The sequence below is a fragment of the Nocardia sp. CA-119907 genome, from assembly GCF_050955995.1.
In the GTDB taxonomy this organism is placed as follows: Bacteria; Actinomycetota; Actinomycetes; order Mycobacteriales; family Mycobacteriaceae; genus Nocardia.
Genome location: NZ_CP192091.1, coordinates 9,155,903 through 9,176,958, shown reverse-complemented (window position 1 = coordinate 9,176,958; position 21,056 = coordinate 9,155,903). Strand labels below are relative to the sequence as shown.

Here is a 21,056-nt window from a genome sequence, read left to right as displayed (position 1 = left end):
TATGGCAACGAAGCAATCGGGAAGCGGCCTCGGCGCGGCACTGCGCGGCGGGCTGGGGCTGAAGCTGGCCGGGCTCGGCATGGTGCTCGCGCTGGTCGCGGTCGTGTCGGTCGCGATGGTCATGTTCGTCGGTGGGTTCACCAAGACGGTGACCGTCACGGTCGACGCACCGCGCAGCGGTCTGGTGCTCGACCCCGACGCCAAGGTGAAGATTCGCGGTGTGGAGATCGGCCGGGTCTCGGAAATAAAGCAGACCGGCGATGGCGCCAGGCTGACGCTGGCAATGGATCCCGAACTGCTGAAAATGGTTCCGTCCAATGCGGCCGTGGATATCAAGTCCACCACGGTATTCGGCGCCAAATACATCAATTTCATTGTGCCGGAACAAGCCTCGTCCACCTCGCTGAAACCCGGTGCGACCGTCACCGCCCAGTCGGTGACCGTCGAATTCAATACGCTGTTCCAGCATTTGACCGATGTGCTGCACAAGATCGAGCCGGAAAAGCTCAATGCCACCCTCTCGGCGCTGGGTACCGCGCTGCAGGGGCGCGGCGAGAAGCTCGGTGATCTGCTCGCCCGCAGCGATGCCTACCTGCGCGATATCAACCCGAGTCTGCCCGCGCTGCAACGGGATCTGGTCGCCTCGACCGGCGTCACCAACCTGTACGCCGACACCGTGCCGGATCTGCTGCGCACCACCGATAACGCGACCGTGACGGCCAGGACGATCGTCGAGGAGCAGGAGAACGTCGATGCGATGCTGGCCAACCTCATCGGACTGGCCGATACCACCGGCTCGGTCCTGCGCGAGAACGAACACCCGCTGGTGACGGCGCTGGATCTGCTGCGCCCGACCACCCAGCTGCTCAACGACTACAAGCCCGCGCTGTACTGCCTGGTCGTCGGCCTGGCCAATGTGCTCCCGATCGGTGAGGACATCTTCGGCGGGCGGTTCGACGCGGTGCCGCTGAATGCGAGTTTCATGCCCGGTGCCGATGCCTACCAGTACCCGCAGGATCTGCCGAAGGTCAACGCCACGGGCGGGCCGCACTGCGACGGCGTCGTCGACCGGGTGCCCGACAGTCACGCGAACTTCGTGGTCACCGATACCTCCGAGGGTCATGTCTGGACGCCGTCGACGACGACACATCTGAACGGTCCCAAGGTGTTCCAGATCCTGTTCGCCGGACTGCCGGGGGTGGGGCAGCCATGAGCAGTACGCGCGCGACAACCATCAAGCTGACCATCTTCACCGTGGTGATGGCCCTGGTCCTGGCCGGGCTGGTGGTGGTGTTCAGCCAGATGCGCTTCGCCAGGGAGAGCGGCTATCACGCGGTGTTCACCAGCTCGTCCGGCATGCTGGACGGCGCCAAGGTGCGCATTGCCGGTGTGCCGGTCGGTTCGGTGACCGGTGTGCACGTCGGCAAGGACAATCTCGCGCATGTCGATTTCGACGTGGACGTCAAGTACCGGCTCTACACCAGCACCAAGGCGACCATCCGCTACGAAAACCTGGTCGGTGACCGGTATCTCGAACTGCTGGAGGGGCCGGGTACCGCCCAGGTGATGTCGAAGGGCGGCACCATCGGGCTCGACCGGACCTCGCCCGCGCTCGATCTCGATATGCTGCTCGGCGGCTTCCGGCCGCTGCTGCGCGGCCTGGATCCGGCCCAGGTCAACGATCTGACCGAGGCGCTGCTGCAGGTCTTCCAAGGGCAGGGCGGCACGCTGGTAGCACTGCTGAACAGCTCGGGATCATTCGGTAAGACCCTGGCCGACCGAGATGCGTTGATCGGCAGTGTGATCGAGAATCTGAAGACCGTGCTCACCACGATCGATGAGCGCGATCAGCAGTTCGGTACCACACTCGAGGAATTGCAGCGCCTGGTCAGCGGTCTGGCCGCGGATAAGGATCCGATCGGCGCGGCGCTGCCGCGGATCGCGGGCGCGACAGGGGATCTGACCGATCTGCTGCAACAGGCCCGACCGGATCTCAAGACCACCTTCGAGCAGGCCGGCACCCTCGCCGCCACCCTCGACGACGGATCCGACACCATCCAGTGGGTACTGGACCGGCTGCCCGACACCTATAAGAAGCTGGTCCGGATCGGCGCCTACGGATCGTTCCTGAACATGTACGTGTGCGGCACGAACTTCCTGGTCGACGGTCCCGACGGCAAACCGCTGCACATCACCCTGCCCGGTTTGCAGACAACGGGAAGGTGTGCGAAGAACCGATGACAGAAACCCGATCACGCACCGTCTCGCTCGGCATCATCGGCATTGTCGTCGCGACCGCGATCTCGCTGTCGGCCCTGCAGGTCGACCGGTTGCCGTTCATCCGCTCCGGCGCGACCTACACCGCGTATTTCGCCGATGCGGGCGGACTGGTGCCCGGTGACCAGGTACAGGTCGCCGGGGTGCGCTCCGGACGGGTCGAACAGGTGCGCTTGGATGGTGCCAAGGTCTACGTCCGGTTCACCCTGAACGAATCGATCGTGCTGGGAAATAAGACGAGCGCCGCCATCAAGACGAATACGGTGCTCGGCCGCAAATCGCTCGAGGTGACACCGTCGGGCACCGGTTCGACCCGGACCGACGATACGATCCCGCTGGACCGCACCACCTCGCCCTATTCGCTCACCGACGCGCTCGGCGATCTGTCGAATACCGTCAAGGGCCTGGATATGGATCAGGTCAACAAGACCCTCGACGCGCTGTCGGCGACCTTCGCCGACACCCCGGCCCCGCTGCGGTCGGCACTCGACGGCGTCACCCAACTCTCGCGCAGCCTGAACGCCCGGGACAAGGCGCTGACCGATCTGCTCGGCCGGGCCCAGAATGTCACCAAGGTGCTGGCCGATCGCAGCAATCAGATCAACGCGCTACTGGTCGACGGCAATGAACTGCTCGGTGAATTGGACCGGCGGCGCGGCGCGCTCAGCCAGTTGATCGTGTACGTGAACGGACTCGCCCAACAGCTGAGCGGATTCGTCAACGATAACGAGGCCCAGCTGAAACCCACACTGGACCGGCTGAATTCGGTGCTGGCACTGCTGCAGTCGAATAAGGACAACCTCTCCAAGGCGCTCGACGGGCTGGGTCCGTTCGCGGCCGCGCTCGGCGAACAGGTCGGCAGCGGTCCGTACTTCCAGGCGTATGTCTCCAACGCGACCACGCGCGGCCTGCAAATTCTGGTCGACGCGCTGGTGTGGCCGCAGCATGTGCCGGACTCCTTCCGCGCCTACCTCACCGATCCCGCGCTGCCGTCGATCGAGCCCGCGATTCAGGAGCCGCCGCGATGAACGCCCTACGCACCATTCGTACCGCGCCGCGGTGGGCGCGGGTGCTCGCCCTCGCCGTCATCGCCGCGCTGGTCGTCGCCGGGGCATGGACTCTGGTGTCGCGGATCGGAAAGACCTCGGTCACCGCGTATTTCCCGTCCACGAACGGTCTGTACGCCGGTGACGACGTGCGCGTGCTCGGGGTCAAGGTCGGCCGGATCGACTCGATCGATCCGGGCAAGGACAAGGTTCGGGTCGAGATGACGCTGGACCGCGGTATCGATATTCCCGCGGATGCCAGGGCGGTCATGATCTCGCCGTCGCTGGTGTCGGCGCGGTTCATTCAGTTGGCGCCCGCCTATACCGGTGGACCGAAGCTGGGTGACGGCGGCGTGATTCCGATCGAACACACCGCCGTTCCGGTCGAATGGGATGACATCAAGACCGAACTGTCCAAGCTGGCAACGACGCTCGGGCCGGTCGGGGATGACAAGCAGGGCTCGTTCGGCCGGTTCGTGAACACCGCCGCCGACAATCTCGGCAATGGCAACGCGCAGGCGCTGCGCGATACCCTGCGCGAGCTGTCGCACACCTTGAGTACGTTGTCGGACGGGCGCACGGATCTGTTCGGCACCATCCGCAATCTGCAGCAGTTCGTGGATGTGCTGTCCAAGAGCAACGATCAGATCGTGCAATTCGGCGGCCGCCTGGCCTCGGTGTCGTCGGTGCTGGCGAATGTTTCCGGTGATCTCGGCGCCGGGCTGGACAATCTTGATATCGCCGTCGGCGATGTCAAGCGGTTCATCGACGAACGCGGCGGTGCGCTGACCGAGGGTGTGCAGCGACTGGCCGAGGTCACCCAGAACCTCGCCGATAAGCGGCCCCAGCTCGAGCAGGTATTGCATGCCGGGCCAACGGCTCTGGTGAACTTCTACCAGATCTACGATCCGGCCCAGGGCAGTCTCACCGGTGCGGTCGTCGCGCCGAACTTCGCCAATCCGTTCGCCTTCCTCTGCGGCGCGGTCGAGGCGAACGACGCCAACGGATCCGATCAGAGCGCCGCACTGTGCAGGCAGTACCTGGCACCGGTGATCCAGCAGCTCATGATGAATTACCCACCGCTGCTGGCCAATCCGGTGTCCAACCAGACCGCGTTCCCGCACCAGCTGGTCTACAGTCCGCCGAGTCTGGCCGCGAGCGGACCCAGTGCCGACCCGGTCGCGGAGTCGAATCCGGTCACCGTGCCGAACGGTATCGCCGGACTGGCCATTCCGGGAGGAGGGCGATGATGCGACGCCGAGGAATGCGGCTGGCCGGTGCGGCGATCGGCGTGGCCGTCGCGCTGGGAGTCAGTGGCTGTCAGTGGGACGGGCTCAACTCACTGCCCATGCCGGGTGCGGCCGGAAACGATCCGAACGCCTATGAGGTCAAGATTCAGATGCCCAATGTCACCACGCTGACCCGGAATTCGCCGGTCCGCGTCAATGACGTGACGGTCGGCACGGTATCGAAGATCGAGGTGGAGGGCTGGCACGCACTGGTCACCGTCAACCTGAAGCACGATGTGAAGCTGCCGGCCAACGCGACCGCCAAGGTCGGGCAGACCAGTCTGCTCGGCAGCAATCACCTCGAACTCGCCGCGCCGAAAGACCCGCGGGGTGAGCTGAAGGCCGGCGATGTGATCCCACTGGACCGGGCCGATGTCTATCCGACCACCGAGCAGACGCTGTCCTCGCTGTCGGTGGTGCTCAACGGCGGCGGTATCAGCCAGCTCGAAACCATCACCCATGAACTCAATGCCGCGTTCACCGGCCGTCAGGATGCGATCCGGGACCTGCTGCCGCAGCTGACCCAGCTGACCACCACGCTGGACACCCAGACCAAGGACATCATCGATGCGATGGGTGGACTCGACCGGTTCGCGGGCACGCTGGCCCAGCAGAAGGATCGGGTGGCCGCGGCCATCGAGCAGATCCACCCGGCGCTGACCGTGCTCGCCGATCGCCGCGAGAACATCACGAATACCATTACCGCCCTTGGTGATCTGAGCGATGTGGTGCAGCGGATCCTGACCCAGGGCGGGGACGATCTGAAGGCGAATCTGCGGAATCTGGCACCGGTGCTGGAGACCCTGGCCAGCACCGGGAACAGCCTCGTCGAGGTGATGAAGTTGATATTCACCTTCCCGTTCCCGATGAAGAATCTCGACAACGCGGTCAAGGGCGATTACATGAACCTGCTCATGACCGTCGATCTCACGGGTAAGCGGCTGGATTCGAACTTCCTGACCGGCACCCCGCTGGGCGGTCGGTTCGGTGGGGTCGAGGGCGCACTCGGTGGGCTGGCCGGTACCGCGGAGGGCAATAGCGATCCGGCGACGGCGCCGCTGCAGCCATCGCCCGCGACACCCGCCCCGATACCGAGTATCCCTGGGCTGCCGCCGATTCCGGGGCTGCCCGCGATTCCCGGTCTCACCGTTCCGCCCGCCGGACAGGCAGGTGCGGGCCGATGAAGCTGACGCGATTCGTCCGGATCCAGTTGACCATCTTCTCGGTGCTGACGGTGATCGGCCTGGTGGTCATGGGCGGCGTCTATGTGGGGCTGCCCGCCATGTTCGGCATCGGCCGCTATGAGGTGACGGTCAAGCTGCTCGCTACCGGCGGGCTGTATCCGACGGCCAATGTCGCCTACCGCGGCACGAATATCGGCAAGGTGGAAGAGGTTCGGCTCACCCCGTCGGGTGTGGACGCCAAGCTGTCCATCGATAGCGATTACAAGATTCCCGCTGACGTCGACGCGTGGGTGCGCAGTGTCTCGGCCATCGGCGAACAGTACGTCGATCTGGTTCCGGTCTCGAATCCCAAGGGCGGCAACCTGTCCGACGGTTCCGTGGTCCCGGTGGATCGCACCAGGCTGCCGGAGGACATCGGTTCGGTGCTCGACCGCTCCGACCGCCTGTTGGCCAGCATCGCCGACACCAAGCTGCGGCAGGTGATCGACGATGCGTTCACGGCGTTCAACGGTGCCGGACCGGATCTGCAGAAATTCATCGACTCCGCATCGCTGCTGGTGCAAGAGGCGCAGGCCAATGTGGAGCCGACCAAGGATCTGCTGGAGAAGATCGGCCCGCTGCTGGACACCCAGAACCAGTCCGATGCCGCGATCCGGTCCTGGACCCGTGACCTGGCAACGGTCACCGACCAACTGCGCGCCCATGATCCGGCGCTGCGCAATCTCATCGAGAAGACTCCCGGTGCTGCGCAGCAGGTGAGTTCGCTGTTCCAGGATCTGCGGCCGACACTGCCGATTCTGCTGTCGAATCTTGTCAGCATCGGTCAGGTCGGGGTGACCTACCACGCCGGTCTGGAACAGGTCCTGGTGGTCTATCCGCCGCTGGCCGCCGCCTTTCTGACGGTCATCCGCGGACCGGTCGAATACGGCGCGGTCGTCGACTTCCACCTGGAACTCAACGATCCCCCCGGCTGCACCACCGGCTTCCTGACACCGGAGCAGCGCCGGTCACCGGCTCAGCTCGACTTCCCGGATACCCCGCCCGGCCTGTACTGCAAGGTGGCGCAGAACGCCAGGGAAGCGGTCCGCGGTATCCGCAATACGCCGTGTATGGAGGTGCCCGGCAAGCGGGCGCCGACACCGGAACTCTGCCGCGATCCGGTCGGCTATGTGCCGGAAGGCAATAACCCACCGTTCGGCCCACCGCAGCCGGTGACGCCGTCCGGCGACCCGATCGGCGACCAGGGCTCGACCCACCCGGCGGCGCACACTACGACATTGGATCCCGGCAGCGGGACGTTCATGGGACCGGACGGACGCACGTACCGTCAGGGGGATATCGGAAAGGACGGATCCGGCACGATACCGTCGAGTTGGCAGGCGATGCTTCAGGAGCAGCAACAATGAGTGAACGCAGCGAGCGAATCATCGACACAGCGTGCTTCGCTCATGGCGGAGCCGAGCGTAGCGAGGTGCAGCCATGAGTGAATCCAGTGTGGTCAGGAGTCGGATCCGGCGACGTGCGGTGCGTTCGGCGGGGCCGCCGCCGGAGGACACCCTCGAACTCGAGGCCGAAGACGGCGCGGACGCCCCCGAGCTATCCAAGGCGGTCGCGGTCGATGTGACGGTCAAGGCCGAAAAGGCCACGCCGGTCGCCGACAGTGCGCGCGAGTCCGCGGAAGGCGCGAGCGAGGCCGCGGATTCCGAACCCGTGAACACACTGGAGATTCCCAGCGTGGCCGATGCCGTCGACGCCGAGCCGAAGTCCGGCCCGCCGCGGTGGTTGCTGGTCGCCGGGGCCGCCGCGGCCGCGCTCATCGCGATCGCGCTGGTGGTGTCCACCGGATTCTTCACCTATCAGCTGCACAGCGCCAGCGAGCGCGATGCGCGGCGCGCGGACTACACGCAAACCGCCAAGCAGGCGATCCTCAATCTCACCACCATCAAGGACGACACCGCCAAGGCCGATATCGATCGCGTCCTCTCGGTGGCCTCCGGCGAACTCAAGGCCGAATACTCGCAGCGCAAGGATGCCTACGCGAGTGTGGTCGAGCAGGCCAAGGTGAAGGCCACCGGCGAGATCATCGAATCCGCCATCGAGAGCGAGGACGGGGATTCGGCGCGCGTGTTGGTCGCCGCCAAGCAGACCCTGACCAATGCGGGCATGGCGGATCCGCAGACGCGGTTCTACCGATTCCGTGTCACCGTCACTCGCGGCGATAACGGGATCACCGCCTCACAGGTGGAGTTCGTAGCATGAATCGGCGGATGGTTCTCGTGGCGTCGGCCGTCGCCCTCGTCATCGTTGCGTTGGCGGCGATCTGCGGAGTCACCGGATACAGGTACTGGAACGACCGCAAGAGCGAACAGGCGCGCACCCAGGTGGTGCCCGCCGCCCAGCGCACCGTCGAGGCGATGTTCACCTACAACTTCAAGACGGTGGACGCCGAATTGCCCAAGGCGGCGGTCAATCTCACCGGTAGCTTTCACGACGACTACCTGAAGCTGATCAGGGAGGCCATCGCACCGGGCGCCAAGGAGAAGGAACTCAACGTTCAGGCCACCACCCAGGCCACCGGAGTCGTCTCCGCCGAATCCGCGCACGCGGTGGTGCTGCTGTACCTGAATCAGGTGACCACGAGCAAGGATGCGCCGCAGGCCAATATCAGCACCAGCCGGGTGAAGGTGAGCCTGGACAAGGACGGCGGGCACTGGCTCGTCTCGGCGGTCACGCCGATCTGATTCGCGCTCAGCTGGTTTCGCGATTCTCGGAGCAGTCGTACGGTGAAGAGCGGTTCGGCTTCCCCGGTGCACCATCTTGCCGCCGTGCAGTCTCGTGTCCGCTTGATGCCGCCCACGCCTTACCGGGGACGGGCGACAGATGCTGTCGGAGACGTTGCCCGCTCACCGCGTCGAGCGCGGAATGCGCACGGTAAAAGTAGTGCCCGTTCCGGGAGTGCTGGCGGCGGTGACCGAACCGCCATGCGCGGTAACAAGGGCCTGCACTATCGATAGGCCGAGGCCGCTGCCGCCGCTGCCGCGGGTGCGGGAGGTGTCGGTGCGGTAGAAGCGTTCGAAGATGCGTTCGGCCTCGTCGGCGGGCAGGCCTTGGCCGGTGTCGGCGACCTCGACCAGGACTTCGTCCTCGGCGGGTGTCAGCCGCACCGTAACCGAGGCGTCCTGCGGCGTATGGATGAGGGCGTTGTTGAGCAGATTCGCCAGCACCTGGCGTAGCCGCGCGGCATCGCCGATGACCTCCAATGTGCCTTCGCCGGAGTTGATTTCGAGCTCTATGCGGCGCGGCGGGCCCTCCTGCGATGTTGCTGCCGCGACAGCTCGGGCGCTGTGCACGGCATCGCTGGCGACGGCGAGAAGGTCGACAGGGTCCTGCTCCAGCGGGCGTTGCGCATCCAGGCGCGCCAACATCAACAGGTCCTCGACGAGTATGCCCATCCGCTGCGACTCGCGCTCGATCCGGTCCATGAACATCGCCGGATCCGTGGTCGCGCCTTGGCGATACAGTTCGGCGAAGCCGCGAATGGTGGTCAGCGGAGTGCGCAGTTCGTGGCTGGCGTCCGCGACGAAGCGGCGCATCTTCGATTCGGAGTGCCGCGCCGCCGCCTCGGAGGCCTCCGTCGCGGCGAAGGCCCGCTGGATCTGTGCCAGCATGCCGTTGAGCGATTGGGACAGCCGGTCCACCTCGGTATTGGTGCCGCGCACCGGAACTCGGCGATGCAGATCACCGGCGGCAATGGCGGCGGCGGTCTTCTCGACCGCGCGCAGCGGGCGCAGGCTGCGACGGATCACGAAGTAGGCGAGCACGGCCAGCGCGGCGAGTACCGCGGCGCCGACGACCAACTGCAACATGATCAATCGGTTGACGGTGTCGATGTTCTCGGTGAGCGGCATCGCCACCGTTGTCGTCGTATCGGCCGACACCGCCGTCATGGTCCGCCATTTGACCGTCGCGCCGTCCTTGGAGCCGACGGTTATCGGTTTGGTGAGGACTCGGCTCCCCGGTGGGTCGGTGGTCGGCCGCACCTCGGGTAGACGCGGCAACTCCGGATCGGCCTCGACATTGAACGGCCTGGTCTCGAGGTAGGCGGTGCCGTTACCACCCGGCGTCGGTTCGATGTGCACGTAGAAGGTGCTGGACGGATGCGGCGGATTCGCCGGGCTCGGCGGTCGCGGCCGGGACCACGCCATGACCGCATCGCGGAGCTGCTGATCGGTGCGATGCAGCAGTGAGTTCTCCAATGCGGAGGTGACCACCATGCCGGAGGCCAATAGTCCGAGCGCGGACAGCAGTACAAGTGCCAGCACCAGGGTCACCCGCAGCGGTACCGCCGATGATGCGCGTGACAGTTTGCGGCGGATCCAATCGATGCGGGCGGTGGTCATTTCTCGGACGAGCGGCGATTAGGCGCGCGCATCACGTAGCCGACGCCACGCAGGGTGTGGATCAGTCGCTGATCGCCGGTGTCGACCTTCTTGCGCAGATAGGACACATAGGTCTCGACCACCCCCACCTCACCGCCGAAGTCATAGCGCCACACATGATCCAGGATGCGCGGCTTGCTCAGCACCGTGCCGGCGTTGACCATGAAATACCGCAGCAGGGTGAATTCGGTGGGGGACAACGCGACCGGCTCGCCCGCCTTCCACACCTCGTGGGTGTCGTCGTCGAGTTCGATGTCCTCGAACCGAATTCGCGAACTCTCGCGCTGCGGGGCGGTATGACCGAAGCGGCGCAGCACGACTCGCAGCCGGGCCACCACTTCCTCGAGGCTGAACGGTTTGGTGATGTAGTCGTCGGCGCCGAGGGTGAGTCCGGCGACCTTGTCCTGTACGTCATCGCGGGCGGTGAGGAACAGCACCGGCGCGTCGATGCCGTCGGCGCGCAGGCGGCGCAGCAGCCCGAAGCCGTCCATACCCGGCATCATCACATCGACGATCAGCGCCTGCGGCCGGAAGCTGCGCGCCTTGTCCAGTGCCTGTGCCCCGTCGACGGCGGTATCCACCGCGAACCCCTGATAGCGCAGACTCACCGACAGGAGCTCCACGATCATCGGCTCGTCGTCCACCACCAGCACCCGAGCCTCGGGCGTGGTCTCCGCAGGCACACCACTCATTGCTTCATACTCCGGCAATCGACTGGGAACTGCCTGGACCTTAGCTGGGTGATTCCTGTGAGCGCTCGGGTGCGGTGCGAACGGGTCCGGGTAAGTCCCGCTCCGTCGTGGCCGGGTCAGCGTCGGGGCGCACGCTCTTCCGGGTACACATCGTCGTCGGTGAGCAGCGCGCTGCCCGCGACCTGGTCCTGAGCGAGTGCTTCCAGGAATGCCCGCGCCCAGCGGTCCACATCGTGGGCGAGCACTTGGCGGCGCAGCGAGCGCATCCGGCGGCGGCGGGTGTCGCGATCGTCCTCCAGCGCGGAGACCACGGCATCCTTGACACTGTTGAGGTCGTGTGGATTGCACAGGTAGGCCTGCCGCAATTCCGCTGCGGCGCCGGTGAATTCGCTCAGCACCAGGGCGCCGTTGAGGCCGCTGTGACAGGCCACGTACTCCTTGGCGACCAGATTCATGCCGTCGCGCAGCGGCGTCACCAGCATGACGTCGGCGGCCACGAAGAAGGCGATGAGTTCGTCGCGGGGGATCGGGCGGTGCAGATAGTGCACGACCGGATAGCCGACCCTGGCGAATTCGCCATTGATCCGGCCGACCTGACGCTCGATATCGCCGCGCATCTGGATATAGCTGTCCACCCGCTCGCGGCTCGGGGTGGCCAACTGCACCATGACGGTGTCGGCCGGATCCAGCCTGTCCTCCAGCAGCAGTTCCTCCAGCGCGGCGAGGCGGATATCGATGCCCTTGGTGTAATCCAGGCGGTCGACGCCGAGCAGAATATTCTTCGGATTGCCGAGTTCGGCACGGATCTTCGCGGCGCGCTCGCGCACCGAGCGGCGGCGCGAATGCTCGTCGAGTTCGGCCGATGCGATGGAAATCGGGAATGCGCCGACCCGGACGGTCCGGAAGCCGACCTGTACGACGCCGAGTTTGGAGCGCACGCCGACGGTGCCGCGTGAGGTGGGCTGTCCGGCCAGCCGGCGCGCCAGGTAGAGGAAGTTCTGCGCGCCGCCGGGCAGATGGAAGCCGATCAGGTCGGCGCCGAGCAGGCCCTCGATGATCTCGGTCCGCCACGGCATCTGCATGAACAGTTCGACCGGCGGGAACGGAATGTGCAGGAAGAATCCGATGGTGAGGTCCGGCCGCAGCATGCGCAGCATCTTCGGCACCAGCTGCAGCTGATAGTCCTGCACCCAGACGGTGGCGCCCTCGGCGGCGACCTTCGCGGTGGCCTCGGCGAAGCGCCGGTTCACGGTGACGTAGGCGGCCCACCACGCGCGGTCGTAGACCGGGCGCACGATCACATCGTGGTAGAGCGGCCACAGCGTGCCGTTGGAGAAGCCCTCGTAGTAGTCGGCGACCTCGGCCGCGGACAGCGGCACCGGATGCAGTTCCAGGCCGTCCTCGATGATCGGGTCGATATCCACATCCGGAACCCCGGCCCAGCCGACCCAGGCCCCCTTGTTATTGCGGAGCACCGGCTCCAGCGCGGTGACCAGACCACCCGGGCTGCGCTTCCATCGGGTGGAGCCGTCGGGTAGTCGCTCGAGGTCGACCGGGAGCCGATTGGCGACGACAACGAAGCCGGAGCCCGCCCCATTCGCTTCGGCGAGCGGCGAGGGGACCACCGTGGTGTCGGGTTCGGATGGTGGCTCTGGAATGGCGTGTTCGGAGTTGTCGGACGGCTGTTGGGTCATCTGGTCCACTCACGCATCCTTTGCGCGTCGCTGTTCCCGCTTGAAGTTATCGGATAGTCGACGGCCCCGTTGACGTCGCGTCGGTGGCTACTCGCCCCGTGAGTTGGGTCCTATGCCGAGCATCGACAGCAGCATCCGGCATTCGTCGGCATCCTCCGCGTAGGCCGCGACAACGCGCTGCGCCTGACGGGCGGTCTCGTCGGCGAGTGGTTCCAGATCGTCGTCCGCGATGTCGTTCGCGCTGCTCTTCGCGGCCATCTTCTTGTCCTCCCGGCTCAGTACGCTCGTACGTGCGAATAGTCAATGTTATCCGGACCCGGCACGAGTGCGCCGCACCCGGATGCCGGTGACCTAGGACACGTCCGCGCTCGCGCCCGTCGCCCGTGCGGCGGAAATCGGGCCCTACTACCGTGGACGCGCAGCACCAACTCCACGAAAGGGACGATATGCCGCTGGCCACGGTGAACGGAATTTCGCTCAACTACCAGGTCAAGGGCGACCGGGCCGCAGGCACGGATGTGCGGGGCGCTGGGCCGCTCGTCGTCATGATCATGGGTACCGGGAGCCCGGGGCGGGTCTGGGAGCTGCATCAGGTGCCGGCGCTGGTCAAGGCCGGATATCGGGTCTGCACCTTCGACAACCGCGGCATCAAACCGTCCTTCGAGGCGGCCGCCGGCATGACACTCGAGCAGTTGGTCGGCGATACCGCCGGACTCATCGAACTGCTCGACGAGGGCCCCGCGCTGGTGGTCGGCACCTCGATGGGCGCGCGGGTGGCCCAGGAACTCGCGCTGGCGCGTCCGGAGCTGGTGCGCAAGGCGGTATTCATGGCCGCGCACGGCCGTCTCGACCAGTTCCAGAAGACGCTTTCGCTCGGCGAACACGAACTCGACGCCAGCGGGGTCCAGTTGCCCGCGAAGTACGAGGCCGCGGTGACCGCGGTAATGAATATGTCGCCCGCGACCATGGCCGATCCGAATGCCGCCCGCGACTGGCTGGACCTGTTCGAATTCACCGGCGGTCCGGTGACGCCGGGTATCCGGGCACAGCGCCGCATGGACCACGATTTCGACCGGGTGCAGGCCTACCGCGGCATCAAGGTGCCGTGCCTGGCCGTCGGTTTCGCCGATGATCGAATGATTCCGCCCTATCTGTCCAGGGAGGTTGCCGAGGCCATTCCCGGTGCGCGCTACCTGGAAGTTCCTGATGCGGGGCACTATGGTTATCTCGAGCGTCCGGAAGCCGTGAACAAGATCCTGCTCGATTTTTTCGCGGCCTGAGGTAACCGCCTACGCGTAACGTCTGCCTTGCTAGGGTCGACACAACGCTCTGGGAGCTTCCGGCGCTCTAACAGCGCTTGGATGCGCCAAGGGTTATCCCGTACACGCGCCAGTATCCAGTGAGGTGAAATGAGCACCAACCCCTTCGATGACGAAGACGGCCGCTTCTTCGTTCTGGTAAACGATGAGGAACAGCATTCGCTGTGGCCCGCCTTTGCGGAGGTTCCGGCCGGATGGCGAGTCGTTTTCGGTGAGGACAGCCGCGCCGCGTGCGTCGAGTACGTCGAGAAGAACTGGACCGACATGCGTCCGAAGAGTCTGCGTGACGCTATGGCCGCCGATGACGCGGCCAGGCAGGGCGCCCAGTCCTGATCAGCGGTATTCGATACTGCGCCGGGGCCGAATGCTGAACCGTCACTGCGTGACACCGTAAGCCGGTGTCACGCAGTTGGCGTGCCCGGTTATGATTGGCACCGTTTGTTGAGTCAGATACCGTCCGCCTCCTTAGCTCAGTGGTAGAGCACTCGCCTTGTAAGCGAAAGGTCGTCAGTTCAATCCTGACAGGGGGCTCCGATACGGGCGTGCCGTTTACGGCGCGCCCGTTTCTTGTAGCTCGGACTTCACGCCACGTATCGAAGGCCGCCTACTGTGGCCGGGTGGCAGTGGCGAGAGTGTGGTCGGTTACCTCCACGACCCCGACCGAGGACGACGCGAGAGCCATCGCGAGGGCGGTGGTCGAGGAACGACTCGCCGCGGGTGCCGAGGTCACCGGCCCGGCCCTATCCGTGTTCTGGCATCTCGGCAAGCTCGGTGAGGGCCAGGAATGGCGCGTGAGCTTCACGACGTCGGTGACGGCGCGCGACCGTCTCGCCGCCCGGGTGTGTGAGTTGCACCCGTGGGATAGCCCGGAAGTCACGGCGACCCCGGTCGAATGGTGCGTCGACAGCTATGCCGAGTGGGTCGAACGGGCAACTGCCGCACCGGAATAGGGCCGCGTTCGACGGCCCCTTCGGTTCGACTGCGCTCAGTCGGGGACGTTGGCTCCGTAGCCGAGTTCGCGGAGCGCTTTTTTGATCTTGGCCTGGGCCTCGTCGAGGGATTCCGGGGTGGGGTTGTGTTGCGCGCCGGAGATGTCGAAGTTGCCCATGGTGAAGGCCGGGAAGACGTGGACGTGCAGGTGGGGGACTTCGAGACCGGCGATGAGCAGGCCCGCGCGCGGCGCGTCCCAGGCCTCGCGAACGGCCTGACCGATCTTCTGCGCGACACCATTGAGACGGGCGAAGGTGTCGGGGTCGATGTCCTGCCACTGGTCGATTTCCTTGCGGGGAACCACGAGGGTGTGGCCCTGAGTGACCGGGGCGATGGTGAGGAATGCGACGAATTCGTCATCCTCCCAGACGAATCGACCCGGCAGCTGGCCCGCGATGATCGCGCTGAAAACGGAAGGCATGCACCGGAGGCTACTCGGGTCGCTGTTCAGGGTGGTGTTGACGCCGATCTAAAACTGTGTCTAAGGTACACATATTAGTTTCCGATGGACACAGTTTAAGGAATGACATGATCGCCATCGCACTCGCCGCCACCGCCGTCTCCGTCGCTCCCGCGGGTCTGCTCGCCCACCGTCAGCTGCGTCGCCGCGCCAACGCGCACGCACTGCGGATCGACACCCTGAACGGCATCGCCGAATCCGGCTTCGTCACCATCGGCGGCATCGAGCAGTGGATCGAGATCCGCGGCGAGGACCTGGCCAACCCGGTGCTGCTGGAACTGCACGGCGGCCCCGGTGCGACGAACACCTACTTCGCCACCCGGACCCGGGCCTGGGAGCGGCATTTCACGATCGTGCGCTGGGATATGCGCGGTGCGGGAAAGACTTTCGGGCGCGGTGCGCAGGGGGAGGTGAGCTTCGACCGGCTCTTCGCCGATGCGCTCGAGGTCACCCGGTATGTGCGCGAGCGTCTGCACCAGGACAAGGTGGTGCTGTTGGCCAATTCGTTCGGATCGGTGCTCGGACTTCGCCTGGCGCGCAATCATCCGGAGCTGTACTCGGCCTACGTGGGCACCGACCAGAACATCACCGGCGGCGAGCGCGACGACAGCGCATTCTTCGCTGTGGTGCGGCGTTTGCGGGATGCCGGAAAGCGTTCTGCCGCAGTGAAGCTGGAGCAGATGGGTCCTGATGCCACCCGGTGGACCGCCGAACAATGGGGCCGGTACGCGAAACTGGCGACCAGCTCCGACCCCATGCTCACCGAGGTCCTGAAGAAGCTGATCATGCCGTCGATGTGGTTCTCGCCGCAGCACCGGCTGCGCGATCTGAAGGCGGGCGCGGACGGTATGAAATTCTCCGAGCGGATCGGCGTCGAATCGGTACACTTCGACGCCTGGCGCGAGGGCACCCGATTCGAATTGCCGTTCTTCATCTTTCAGGGCGAATACGACAGCCTGATGCCCGCGGCCAGGGCACGCCGCTATTTCGACGATGTCCAGGCCCCGCACAAGGAGTTCGCGCTGATCTCCGAGGCCAACCACTTCGCGGCGTTCTGGCAGCCCGAGCAATTCCTCGAGCTGCTGCTGACCCGGGTACGGCCGGTGGTGACCCGAACGACCGTATCGGCCTAGGACCTTCGCGTCGGCAGGTCAGGCGACGTAGTGCGAAAGGATGCTCTGCACCTCGTAGATGTCGACCTGGCGGTTGAACCGCTTCTGCACCGGCTCGTGCGTACCGGAGATCCAGATGCAGAGTTCGGCATCCAGGTCGAAGGTGCCAGCGGTTTCCACCGAGAAGTGTGTGATCGCCCGGTAGGGAATGCTGTGGTAGCTGACCTTGCGGCCGGTGACACCCTGCTTGTCGACCAGGATGAGACGGCGGTTGGTGAACAGAATCGCGTCGCGGACAAGCAGATACGCGGCATAGACCTGTTCGGCGTTGCCCATCAGCCTCGCGTATTCCTCTTGCGCCCTGCCAGGATCGATCCGTCCGGCATTGCCCATCAGTCCATCGATCAGACCCATCGTCAGCACGTCCTTTGCGCGGTGGAGTCGGCTGGTGCGCCCCCTCTCATCAATGATCCACCCGACACCCACCGGTAGCCGTTAACGTGACGACTGATTTCGTGAACACCTCGGTAACTGTCCGGGCGCTCCCGAGAATGAGCCAGGATTGCGCGGCCGAAGTTACGACGTATCCAACGACCGGCAAAAGTTCCGGGGAGGCGGGAAAGCCATGGTTGGCGACAACCTAAGCTGTTGCCCGTGCGCGTACTCGTCATCGGTTCCGGAGCCCGTGAACATGCCCTCGTCCTGGCCCTGCGCCGGGACCCCGCGGTGACCGCGCTGTTCGCGGCGCCGGGCAATGCCGGGATCGCCCAGCACGCGCAGGTCAAGCCGGTCGATCCCTGCTCGGCCGAGGCGGTGGTCGCCCTGGCCACCGAGCTGGACGCGGAGCTGGTGGTGATCGGACCCGAGGTGCCGCTGGTGCTCGGCGTCGCCGACGCGGTGCGGGCCGCGGGCATCGCCTGTTTCGGCCCGTCGGCCGCGGCCGCCCGCATCGAGGGTTCGAAGGCCTTCGCCAAGGACGTGATGACCGCCGCCGGGGTCCGCACCGCGCACAGTGAGATCGTGGACAATCCGGCCGAACTCGACGCCGCACTCGACCGCTTCGGTCCCACCTGGGTGGTCAAGGACGACGGGCTCGCCGCGGGCAAGGGTGTGGTGGTCACCGCCGACCGGCACGCGGCCCGCGATCACGGTGCCGAATTGCTCGAGCAGGGCCATCCGGTGCTGTTGGAATCCTTCCTCGACGGTCCGGAGGTTTCGCTGTTCTGCCTGGTAGACGGCGAAACGGTGGTGCCGCTGCTGCCCGCGCAGGATCACAAGCGCGTCGGTGACGGCGATACCGGGCCGAATACCGGCGGGATGGGCGCGTACACGCCGCTGCCGTGGTTGCCCGAGGCGACCGTCACCGCCATCGTCGAGGATGTCGTCGAGCCCGTCGCTGCGGAACTGGTGCGGCGGGGCTGTGGCTTCTCCGGTCTGCTCTACGCGGGTCTGGCGATCGGCGCGGCCGGACCCGCCGTCGTCGAATTCAATTGCCGCTTCGGCGATCCGGAGACCCAGGCCGTGCTCGCACTGCTGGAAAGTCCGCTCGGCGAATTGCTGAACGCCACCGCCACCGGCACCCTGGCCGAGGTCGCCGCACCGCGTTGGCGCGACGGCGCGGCCGTCACGGTCGTGATCGCCGCCGAGAATTACCCGGGTCGGCCCCGCGTCGGCGATGTGATCACCGGGGCGGGCGAGGGAACCGCCGACGACACATCCGCGGTCCTGCACGCGGGCACCGCACTGCGCGAGGACGGGGCCCTGGTCTCGGCGGGTGGTCGAGTGCTCAGCATCGTCGGCACCGGCTCGGATCTGGCCGCGGCCCGCACCAATGCCTACGACCGGATCGCCTCGATCAAACTGCCGGGCAGCCACTTCCGCACCGACATCGGCCTGGCCGCCGTCGAGGACCGCATTTCGGTCTGAACGGCATCAACCGGCACTAGCGGCCACAACAGAGCGAGTCCTACGAGCGACGTTCGCGGCCTGTGTCGCGTCCAAGTCATCGAAGCGCATGTACCGCACGAGCCTCGGTCGCTGGGCGGCGCACCTCCGACACCGAACTACCCCGCCCCAGGCGACCCACTACGGAGCGAGTCTTACGAGCGACGTTCGCGGCCCGTCTCGCGTCCGAGTCGTCGAAGCGCATGCGACGCAGTCGCGAGTCTCGACGGCTCGGACGCGAGATACCAGGGGGCCGCGAACACGCCGCGCCGCAGGCGCGGCAAATTTCAACACAGCTCAGCCGAAGCTGAGACCGTGCGCTGCCAACCACTGCTGCGGGTCCACATGCTGCCCGTTGACGATGACCTCGAAATGCAGATGCGGACCCGTGGAATCGCCGCGGTTGCCCATCCGGGCGATCTGCATACCCGCGGGCACGCGTTCGCCGACGGATACGAAGAAGTCGTACATATGGCCGTAGACGGTGATGCTGCCGTCATCGTGGCGGATGCGCACCCAGAGCCCGAAGCCCTGCGCGGGGCCCGCATCGATGACGGTTCCGCTGGCGACGGCGTAGATCGGGGTGCCGATCGGGCCCGCGATATCGATGCCGTTGTGGAAGGTGCCCCAGCGTGAACCGAAACCCGAGGTGAAGACGCCGCGCGTCGGCAGCACCATGCCGGTGAGGCCGGGCAGCAGCGCACCCGCGGTGGCCGGCGCGCTGCCCGCCATCCACGGCTGATACTCCCCGGAGACCGCCGCCGCGGCCTCCGCCTTGGCGCGTTCCAGGGTGGCGCGGGCGGCCGCCGCGACCACCTCCTGCTCGCGGATGCGTTCGCCATTGGCGATGGCGTTCAGATAGCGCTTCACCGACGGCGGCGTGGACTGCATCTGCTGCGGATAGGCGAAGGCGACGCGCTGCGCCTCATCGGGCCCGGGTGTGCGATCGGTGACGGCCCAGGCGAACGAGGAATCGGCTGCCGCGAAGATGGCGGTGGCGGTGACCCCGGCGATCAGGATCCGGTGTTTACGCAGGAGTGCCCGATAGTCCGGCTCGGGCCGTGCCTCCCATAGCGCGCGCAGGTCGGGTGCCGGTTGTCGGCGTAGCCAGAGCAGACCGTCTTTGCATTCACCGAGCACCTCACGCGCCCGTCCCGGCAGCGCGCGCAGTTCGCAATCGCGCCGTTCCCGCCCGGCGGCGCGCCAATCGGGCGGTATGACACCGATGCCACCCACCCCTGGTATTCGATCCAGCCGCGCGCGGCGCGCCTTGTCGAGCATTAGCGCTGACCATAACCCGCGCGACGCGTTCGACACCTGCCGAATCGCGCGGCCGGTCGCATTTCTCCGCAGTAGCACAAAACCCGAGGATCGGCGAACCGACGAGATGGGGGACCGTCTACCGTACGTCGGGTGTCCAGAGAATCTCGCCGGTCGACCATTCCACCTTTTTACGTGATGGATGTCTGGAAGGCTGCTGCGGAACGTGCCAGGACCCATGGCGACGTGCTGGTGCTGGCGGCCGGGCAGCCGTCCACACCGGCCCCCGCCCCGGTGCTGCGCGCGACAAAGCTGGCGATCGAATCCGAATTGCTCGGTTACACAGAGACTTTCGGCATTCTCCCGCTGCGCGAGGCCATCGCCGAACACCACCGCGATACCTACGGATACGACGTCGAACCAGACGACGTCGTGGTGACGACCGGATCCTCCGGCGCGTTCACCCTGATCTTCCTGGCCGCATTCGACGCCGGGGATACCGTCGTGGTGGCCCGTCCGGGATATCCGGCCTACCGCAACACCTTGGCCGCGCTCGGCTGCCGCGTCATCGAACTCGATTGCGGTGCCGAAACCCGATTCCAGCCCACCGTGGCCATGCTCGAGGCGCTGCCGGAGCCGCCGGCGGGGCTGATCGTGGCCAGCCCGGCCAATCCGACCGGCACCATGATCGATCCGGATGAACTCGCCGCACTGGCCCGCTGGTGCGATGCGCACAACACCCTGCTGATCTCCGATGAGATCTACCACGGCATCACCTACCAGGGCGTCAGCGTGGGGCGGACCTCATCGGCCTGGGAGACCTCGCGTACTTCGGTGGTCATCGGATCGGTCTCCAAATACTTCTCGATGACCGGCTGGCGCCTCGGCTGGATGCTGGCGCCGAGCGGATTGCGGCCCGCATTACAGCGGCTCGCGTCCAATATGACCGTATGTCCACCCGCGGTCTCGCAGTACGCGGCGCTGCACGCGTTCGGCGCCGAGGCCAAGGAAGAACTCGACGGCCATGTCCGTCGCTATGCCATCAATCGGCAACTGCTGCTCGATGGCCTGCCGAGACTGGGCATCACCGAGCTGGCCCCAGCCGACGGCGCCTTCTACGCCTACGCCGATATCGGCCATCTCACCGACGATTCGCGCAAATGGTGTGCCGAGGTGCTCGACCACACCGGCGTCGCACTTGCGCCCGGCGTCGACTTCGACACCGTGGCGGGACACCGGACCGTGCGTTTCTCCTTCGCGGGTGCCACCGCGGATATCGAGGCCGCACTCGTTCGGCTCGGTCACTATCTACGTGGTTGATCACGCTGTCCGCCAACGAGTTTGCATAGT

21 protein-coding genes and 1 tRNA gene are annotated in these 21,056 nt (G+C 66.0%); 15 read left to right on the top strand and 7 right to left on the bottom strand.

The window, feature by feature from the left end:
- Window position 1: 1 nt before the first annotated feature.
- The 8 genes from ACQP2D_RS41180 to ACQP2D_RS41145 all read left to right on the top strand — a co-directional run bounded on the left by ACQP2D_RS41180 (window position 2) and on the right by ACQP2D_RS41145 (window position 8,537).
- Window positions 2-1,213 carry an MCE family protein gene (locus tag ACQP2D_RS41180; RefSeq protein ID WP_433681285.1) on the top strand — a complete coding sequence of 404 codons (1,212 nt, stop codon included), beginning with the start codon at window positions 2-4 and terminating at the stop codon, window positions 1,211-1,213.
- Complete coding sequence (locus ACQP2D_RS41175; RefSeq protein ID WP_433681284.1) at window positions 1,210-2,241, top strand: MCE family protein; 1,032 nt, start codon at window positions 1,210-1,212, stop codon at window positions 2,239-2,241. The genes ACQP2D_RS41180 and ACQP2D_RS41175 overlap by 4 nt, the downstream gene beginning before the upstream one ends.
- Window positions 2,238-3,305 (top strand): MCE family protein, encoded by a 1,068-nt coding sequence (locus ACQP2D_RS41170; RefSeq protein ID WP_433681283.1) that lies wholly within the window; start codon window positions 2,238-2,240, stop codon window positions 3,303-3,305. Before ACQP2D_RS41175 ends, ACQP2D_RS41170 begins: the two co-directional genes overlap by 4 nt.
- Window positions 3,302-4,573 (top strand): MCE family protein, encoded by a 1,272-nt coding sequence (locus ACQP2D_RS41165; protein WP_433681282.1) that lies wholly within the window; start codon window positions 3,302-3,304, stop codon window positions 4,571-4,573. The genes ACQP2D_RS41170 and ACQP2D_RS41165 overlap by 4 nt, the downstream gene beginning before the upstream one ends.
- Window positions 4,573-5,796, top strand: coding sequence for an MCE family protein (locus ACQP2D_RS41160; RefSeq protein ID WP_433681281.1), 1,224 nt, complete (start codon window positions 4,573-4,575; stop codon window positions 5,794-5,796). Before ACQP2D_RS41165 ends, ACQP2D_RS41160 begins: the two co-directional genes overlap by 1 nt.
- Window positions 5,793-7,202, top strand: coding sequence for an MCE family protein (locus ACQP2D_RS41155; RefSeq protein ID WP_433681280.1), 1,410 nt, complete (start codon window positions 5,793-5,795; stop codon window positions 7,200-7,202). The genes ACQP2D_RS41160 and ACQP2D_RS41155 overlap by 4 nt, the downstream gene beginning before the upstream one ends.
- A 73-nt stretch (window positions 7,203-7,275) precedes the next feature.
- Entirely contained in the window at window positions 7,276-8,055 is a 780-nt protein-coding gene (locus ACQP2D_RS41150) for a hypothetical protein (RefSeq protein ID WP_433681279.1), read from the top strand.
- Window positions 8,052-8,537: a h domain protein gene (locus ACQP2D_RS41145; protein ID WP_433681278.1), complete on the top strand. Its 486-nt coding sequence runs from the start codon at window positions 8,052-8,054 to the stop codon at window positions 8,535-8,537. The genes ACQP2D_RS41150 and ACQP2D_RS41145 overlap by 4 nt, the downstream gene beginning before the upstream one ends.
- A 162-nt stretch (window positions 8,538-8,699) precedes the next feature.
- Here the strand turns inward: ACQP2D_RS41145 and ACQP2D_RS41140 are convergent, their stop codons facing one another.
- The 4 genes from ACQP2D_RS41140 to ACQP2D_RS41125 all read right to left on the bottom strand — a co-directional run bounded on the left by ACQP2D_RS41140 (window position 8,700) and on the right by ACQP2D_RS41125 (window position 12,879).
- Window positions 8,700-10,196, bottom strand: a complete 1,497-nt coding sequence (locus ACQP2D_RS41140) for a sensor histidine kinase (RefSeq protein WP_433681277.1) — start codon at window positions 10,194-10,196, stop codon at window positions 8,700-8,702.
- Complete coding sequence (locus tag ACQP2D_RS41135) at window positions 10,193-10,927, bottom strand: response regulator transcription factor (RefSeq protein WP_433681276.1); 735 nt, start codon at window positions 10,925-10,927, stop codon at window positions 10,193-10,195. Before ACQP2D_RS41135 ends, ACQP2D_RS41140 begins: the two co-directional genes overlap by 4 nt.
- A 116-nt stretch (window positions 10,928-11,043) precedes the next feature.
- Entirely contained in the window at window positions 11,044-12,621 is a 1,578-nt protein-coding gene (locus ACQP2D_RS41130) for an alpha,alpha-trehalose-phosphate synthase (UDP-forming) (RefSeq protein ID WP_433685921.1), read from the bottom strand.
- 87 nt (window positions 12,622-12,708) lie between these two features.
- The gene (locus tag ACQP2D_RS41125; RefSeq protein ID WP_169338030.1) at window positions 12,709-12,879 is read right to left on the bottom strand and encodes a hypothetical protein; all 171 of its coding nucleotides are present in this window, start codon (window positions 12,877-12,879) and stop codon (window positions 12,709-12,711) included.
- Window positions 12,880-13,067: 188 nt separating this feature from the next.
- On the opposite strand from ACQP2D_RS41125, the gene ACQP2D_RS41120 reads away from it, so the two are divergent.
- From ACQP2D_RS41120 to cutA, 4 genes are all read left to right on the top strand, one after another.
- Window positions 13,068-13,901 (top strand): alpha/beta fold hydrolase, encoded by an 834-nt coding sequence (locus ACQP2D_RS41120; protein ID WP_433685920.1) that lies wholly within the window; start codon window positions 13,068-13,070, stop codon window positions 13,899-13,901.
- 129 nt (window positions 13,902-14,030) lie between these two features.
- Window positions 14,031-14,273: an MbtH family protein gene (locus ACQP2D_RS41115; RefSeq protein WP_011207082.1), complete on the top strand. Its 243-nt coding sequence runs from the start codon at window positions 14,031-14,033 to the stop codon at window positions 14,271-14,273.
- Window positions 14,274-14,399: 126 nt separating this feature from the next.
- Window positions 14,400-14,471: transfer RNA gene (locus ACQP2D_RS41110), tRNA-Thr, on the top strand.
- An 86-nt stretch (window positions 14,472-14,557) separates the two neighbouring features.
- On the top strand, window positions 14,558-14,890 hold the full coding sequence (gene cutA / locus ACQP2D_RS41105) for a divalent-cation tolerance protein CutA (protein ID WP_433681275.1): 333 nt from the start codon (window positions 14,558-14,560) through the stop codon (window positions 14,888-14,890).
- A 35-nt stretch (window positions 14,891-14,925) separates the two neighbouring features.
- Here cutA and ACQP2D_RS41100 read toward each other — a convergent pair whose 3' ends face one another.
- Window positions 14,926-15,351, bottom strand: coding sequence for an HIT family protein (locus ACQP2D_RS41100; protein WP_433681274.1), 426 nt, complete (start codon window positions 15,349-15,351; stop codon window positions 14,926-14,928).
- Window positions 15,352-15,458: 107 nt separating this feature from the next.
- Here ACQP2D_RS41100 and ACQP2D_RS41095 point away from each other — a divergent pair, with 107 nt between their 5' ends.
- Window positions 15,459-16,523: an alpha/beta fold hydrolase gene (locus ACQP2D_RS41095; RefSeq protein WP_433681273.1), complete on the top strand. Its 1,065-nt coding sequence runs from the start codon at window positions 15,459-15,461 to the stop codon at window positions 16,521-16,523.
- A gap of 18 nt (window positions 16,524-16,541) precedes the next feature.
- Here the strand turns inward: ACQP2D_RS41095 and ACQP2D_RS41090 are convergent, their stop codons facing one another.
- A complete protein-coding gene (locus tag ACQP2D_RS41090; protein ID WP_354959645.1) occupies window positions 16,542-16,916 on the bottom strand; it encodes a PH domain-containing protein in 375 nt (124 codons plus the stop codon).
- Window positions 16,917-17,156: 240 nt separating this feature from the next.
- Between ACQP2D_RS41090 and purD the strand changes: the two genes are divergently transcribed.
- Window positions 17,157-18,428, top strand: a complete 1,272-nt coding sequence (purD, locus tag ACQP2D_RS41085) for a phosphoribosylamine--glycine ligase (protein ID WP_433681272.1) — start codon at window positions 17,157-17,159, stop codon at window positions 18,426-18,428.
- 315 nt (window positions 18,429-18,743) lie between these two features.
- Here the strand turns inward: purD and ACQP2D_RS41080 are convergent, their stop codons facing one another.
- Window positions 18,744-19,727: a M23 family metallopeptidase gene (locus tag ACQP2D_RS41080; RefSeq protein ID WP_433681271.1), complete on the bottom strand. Its 984-nt coding sequence runs from the start codon at window positions 19,725-19,727 to the stop codon at window positions 18,744-18,746.
- A gap of 132 nt (window positions 19,728-19,859) precedes the next feature.
- On the opposite strand from ACQP2D_RS41080, the gene ACQP2D_RS41075 reads away from it, so the two are divergent.
- The gene (locus ACQP2D_RS41075) at window positions 19,860-21,026 is read left to right on the top strand and encodes a pyridoxal phosphate-dependent aminotransferase (protein WP_433681270.1); all 1,167 of its coding nucleotides are present in this window, start codon (window positions 19,860-19,862) and stop codon (window positions 21,024-21,026) included.
- The last annotated feature ends 30 nt before the right edge of the window (window positions 21,027-21,056 follow it).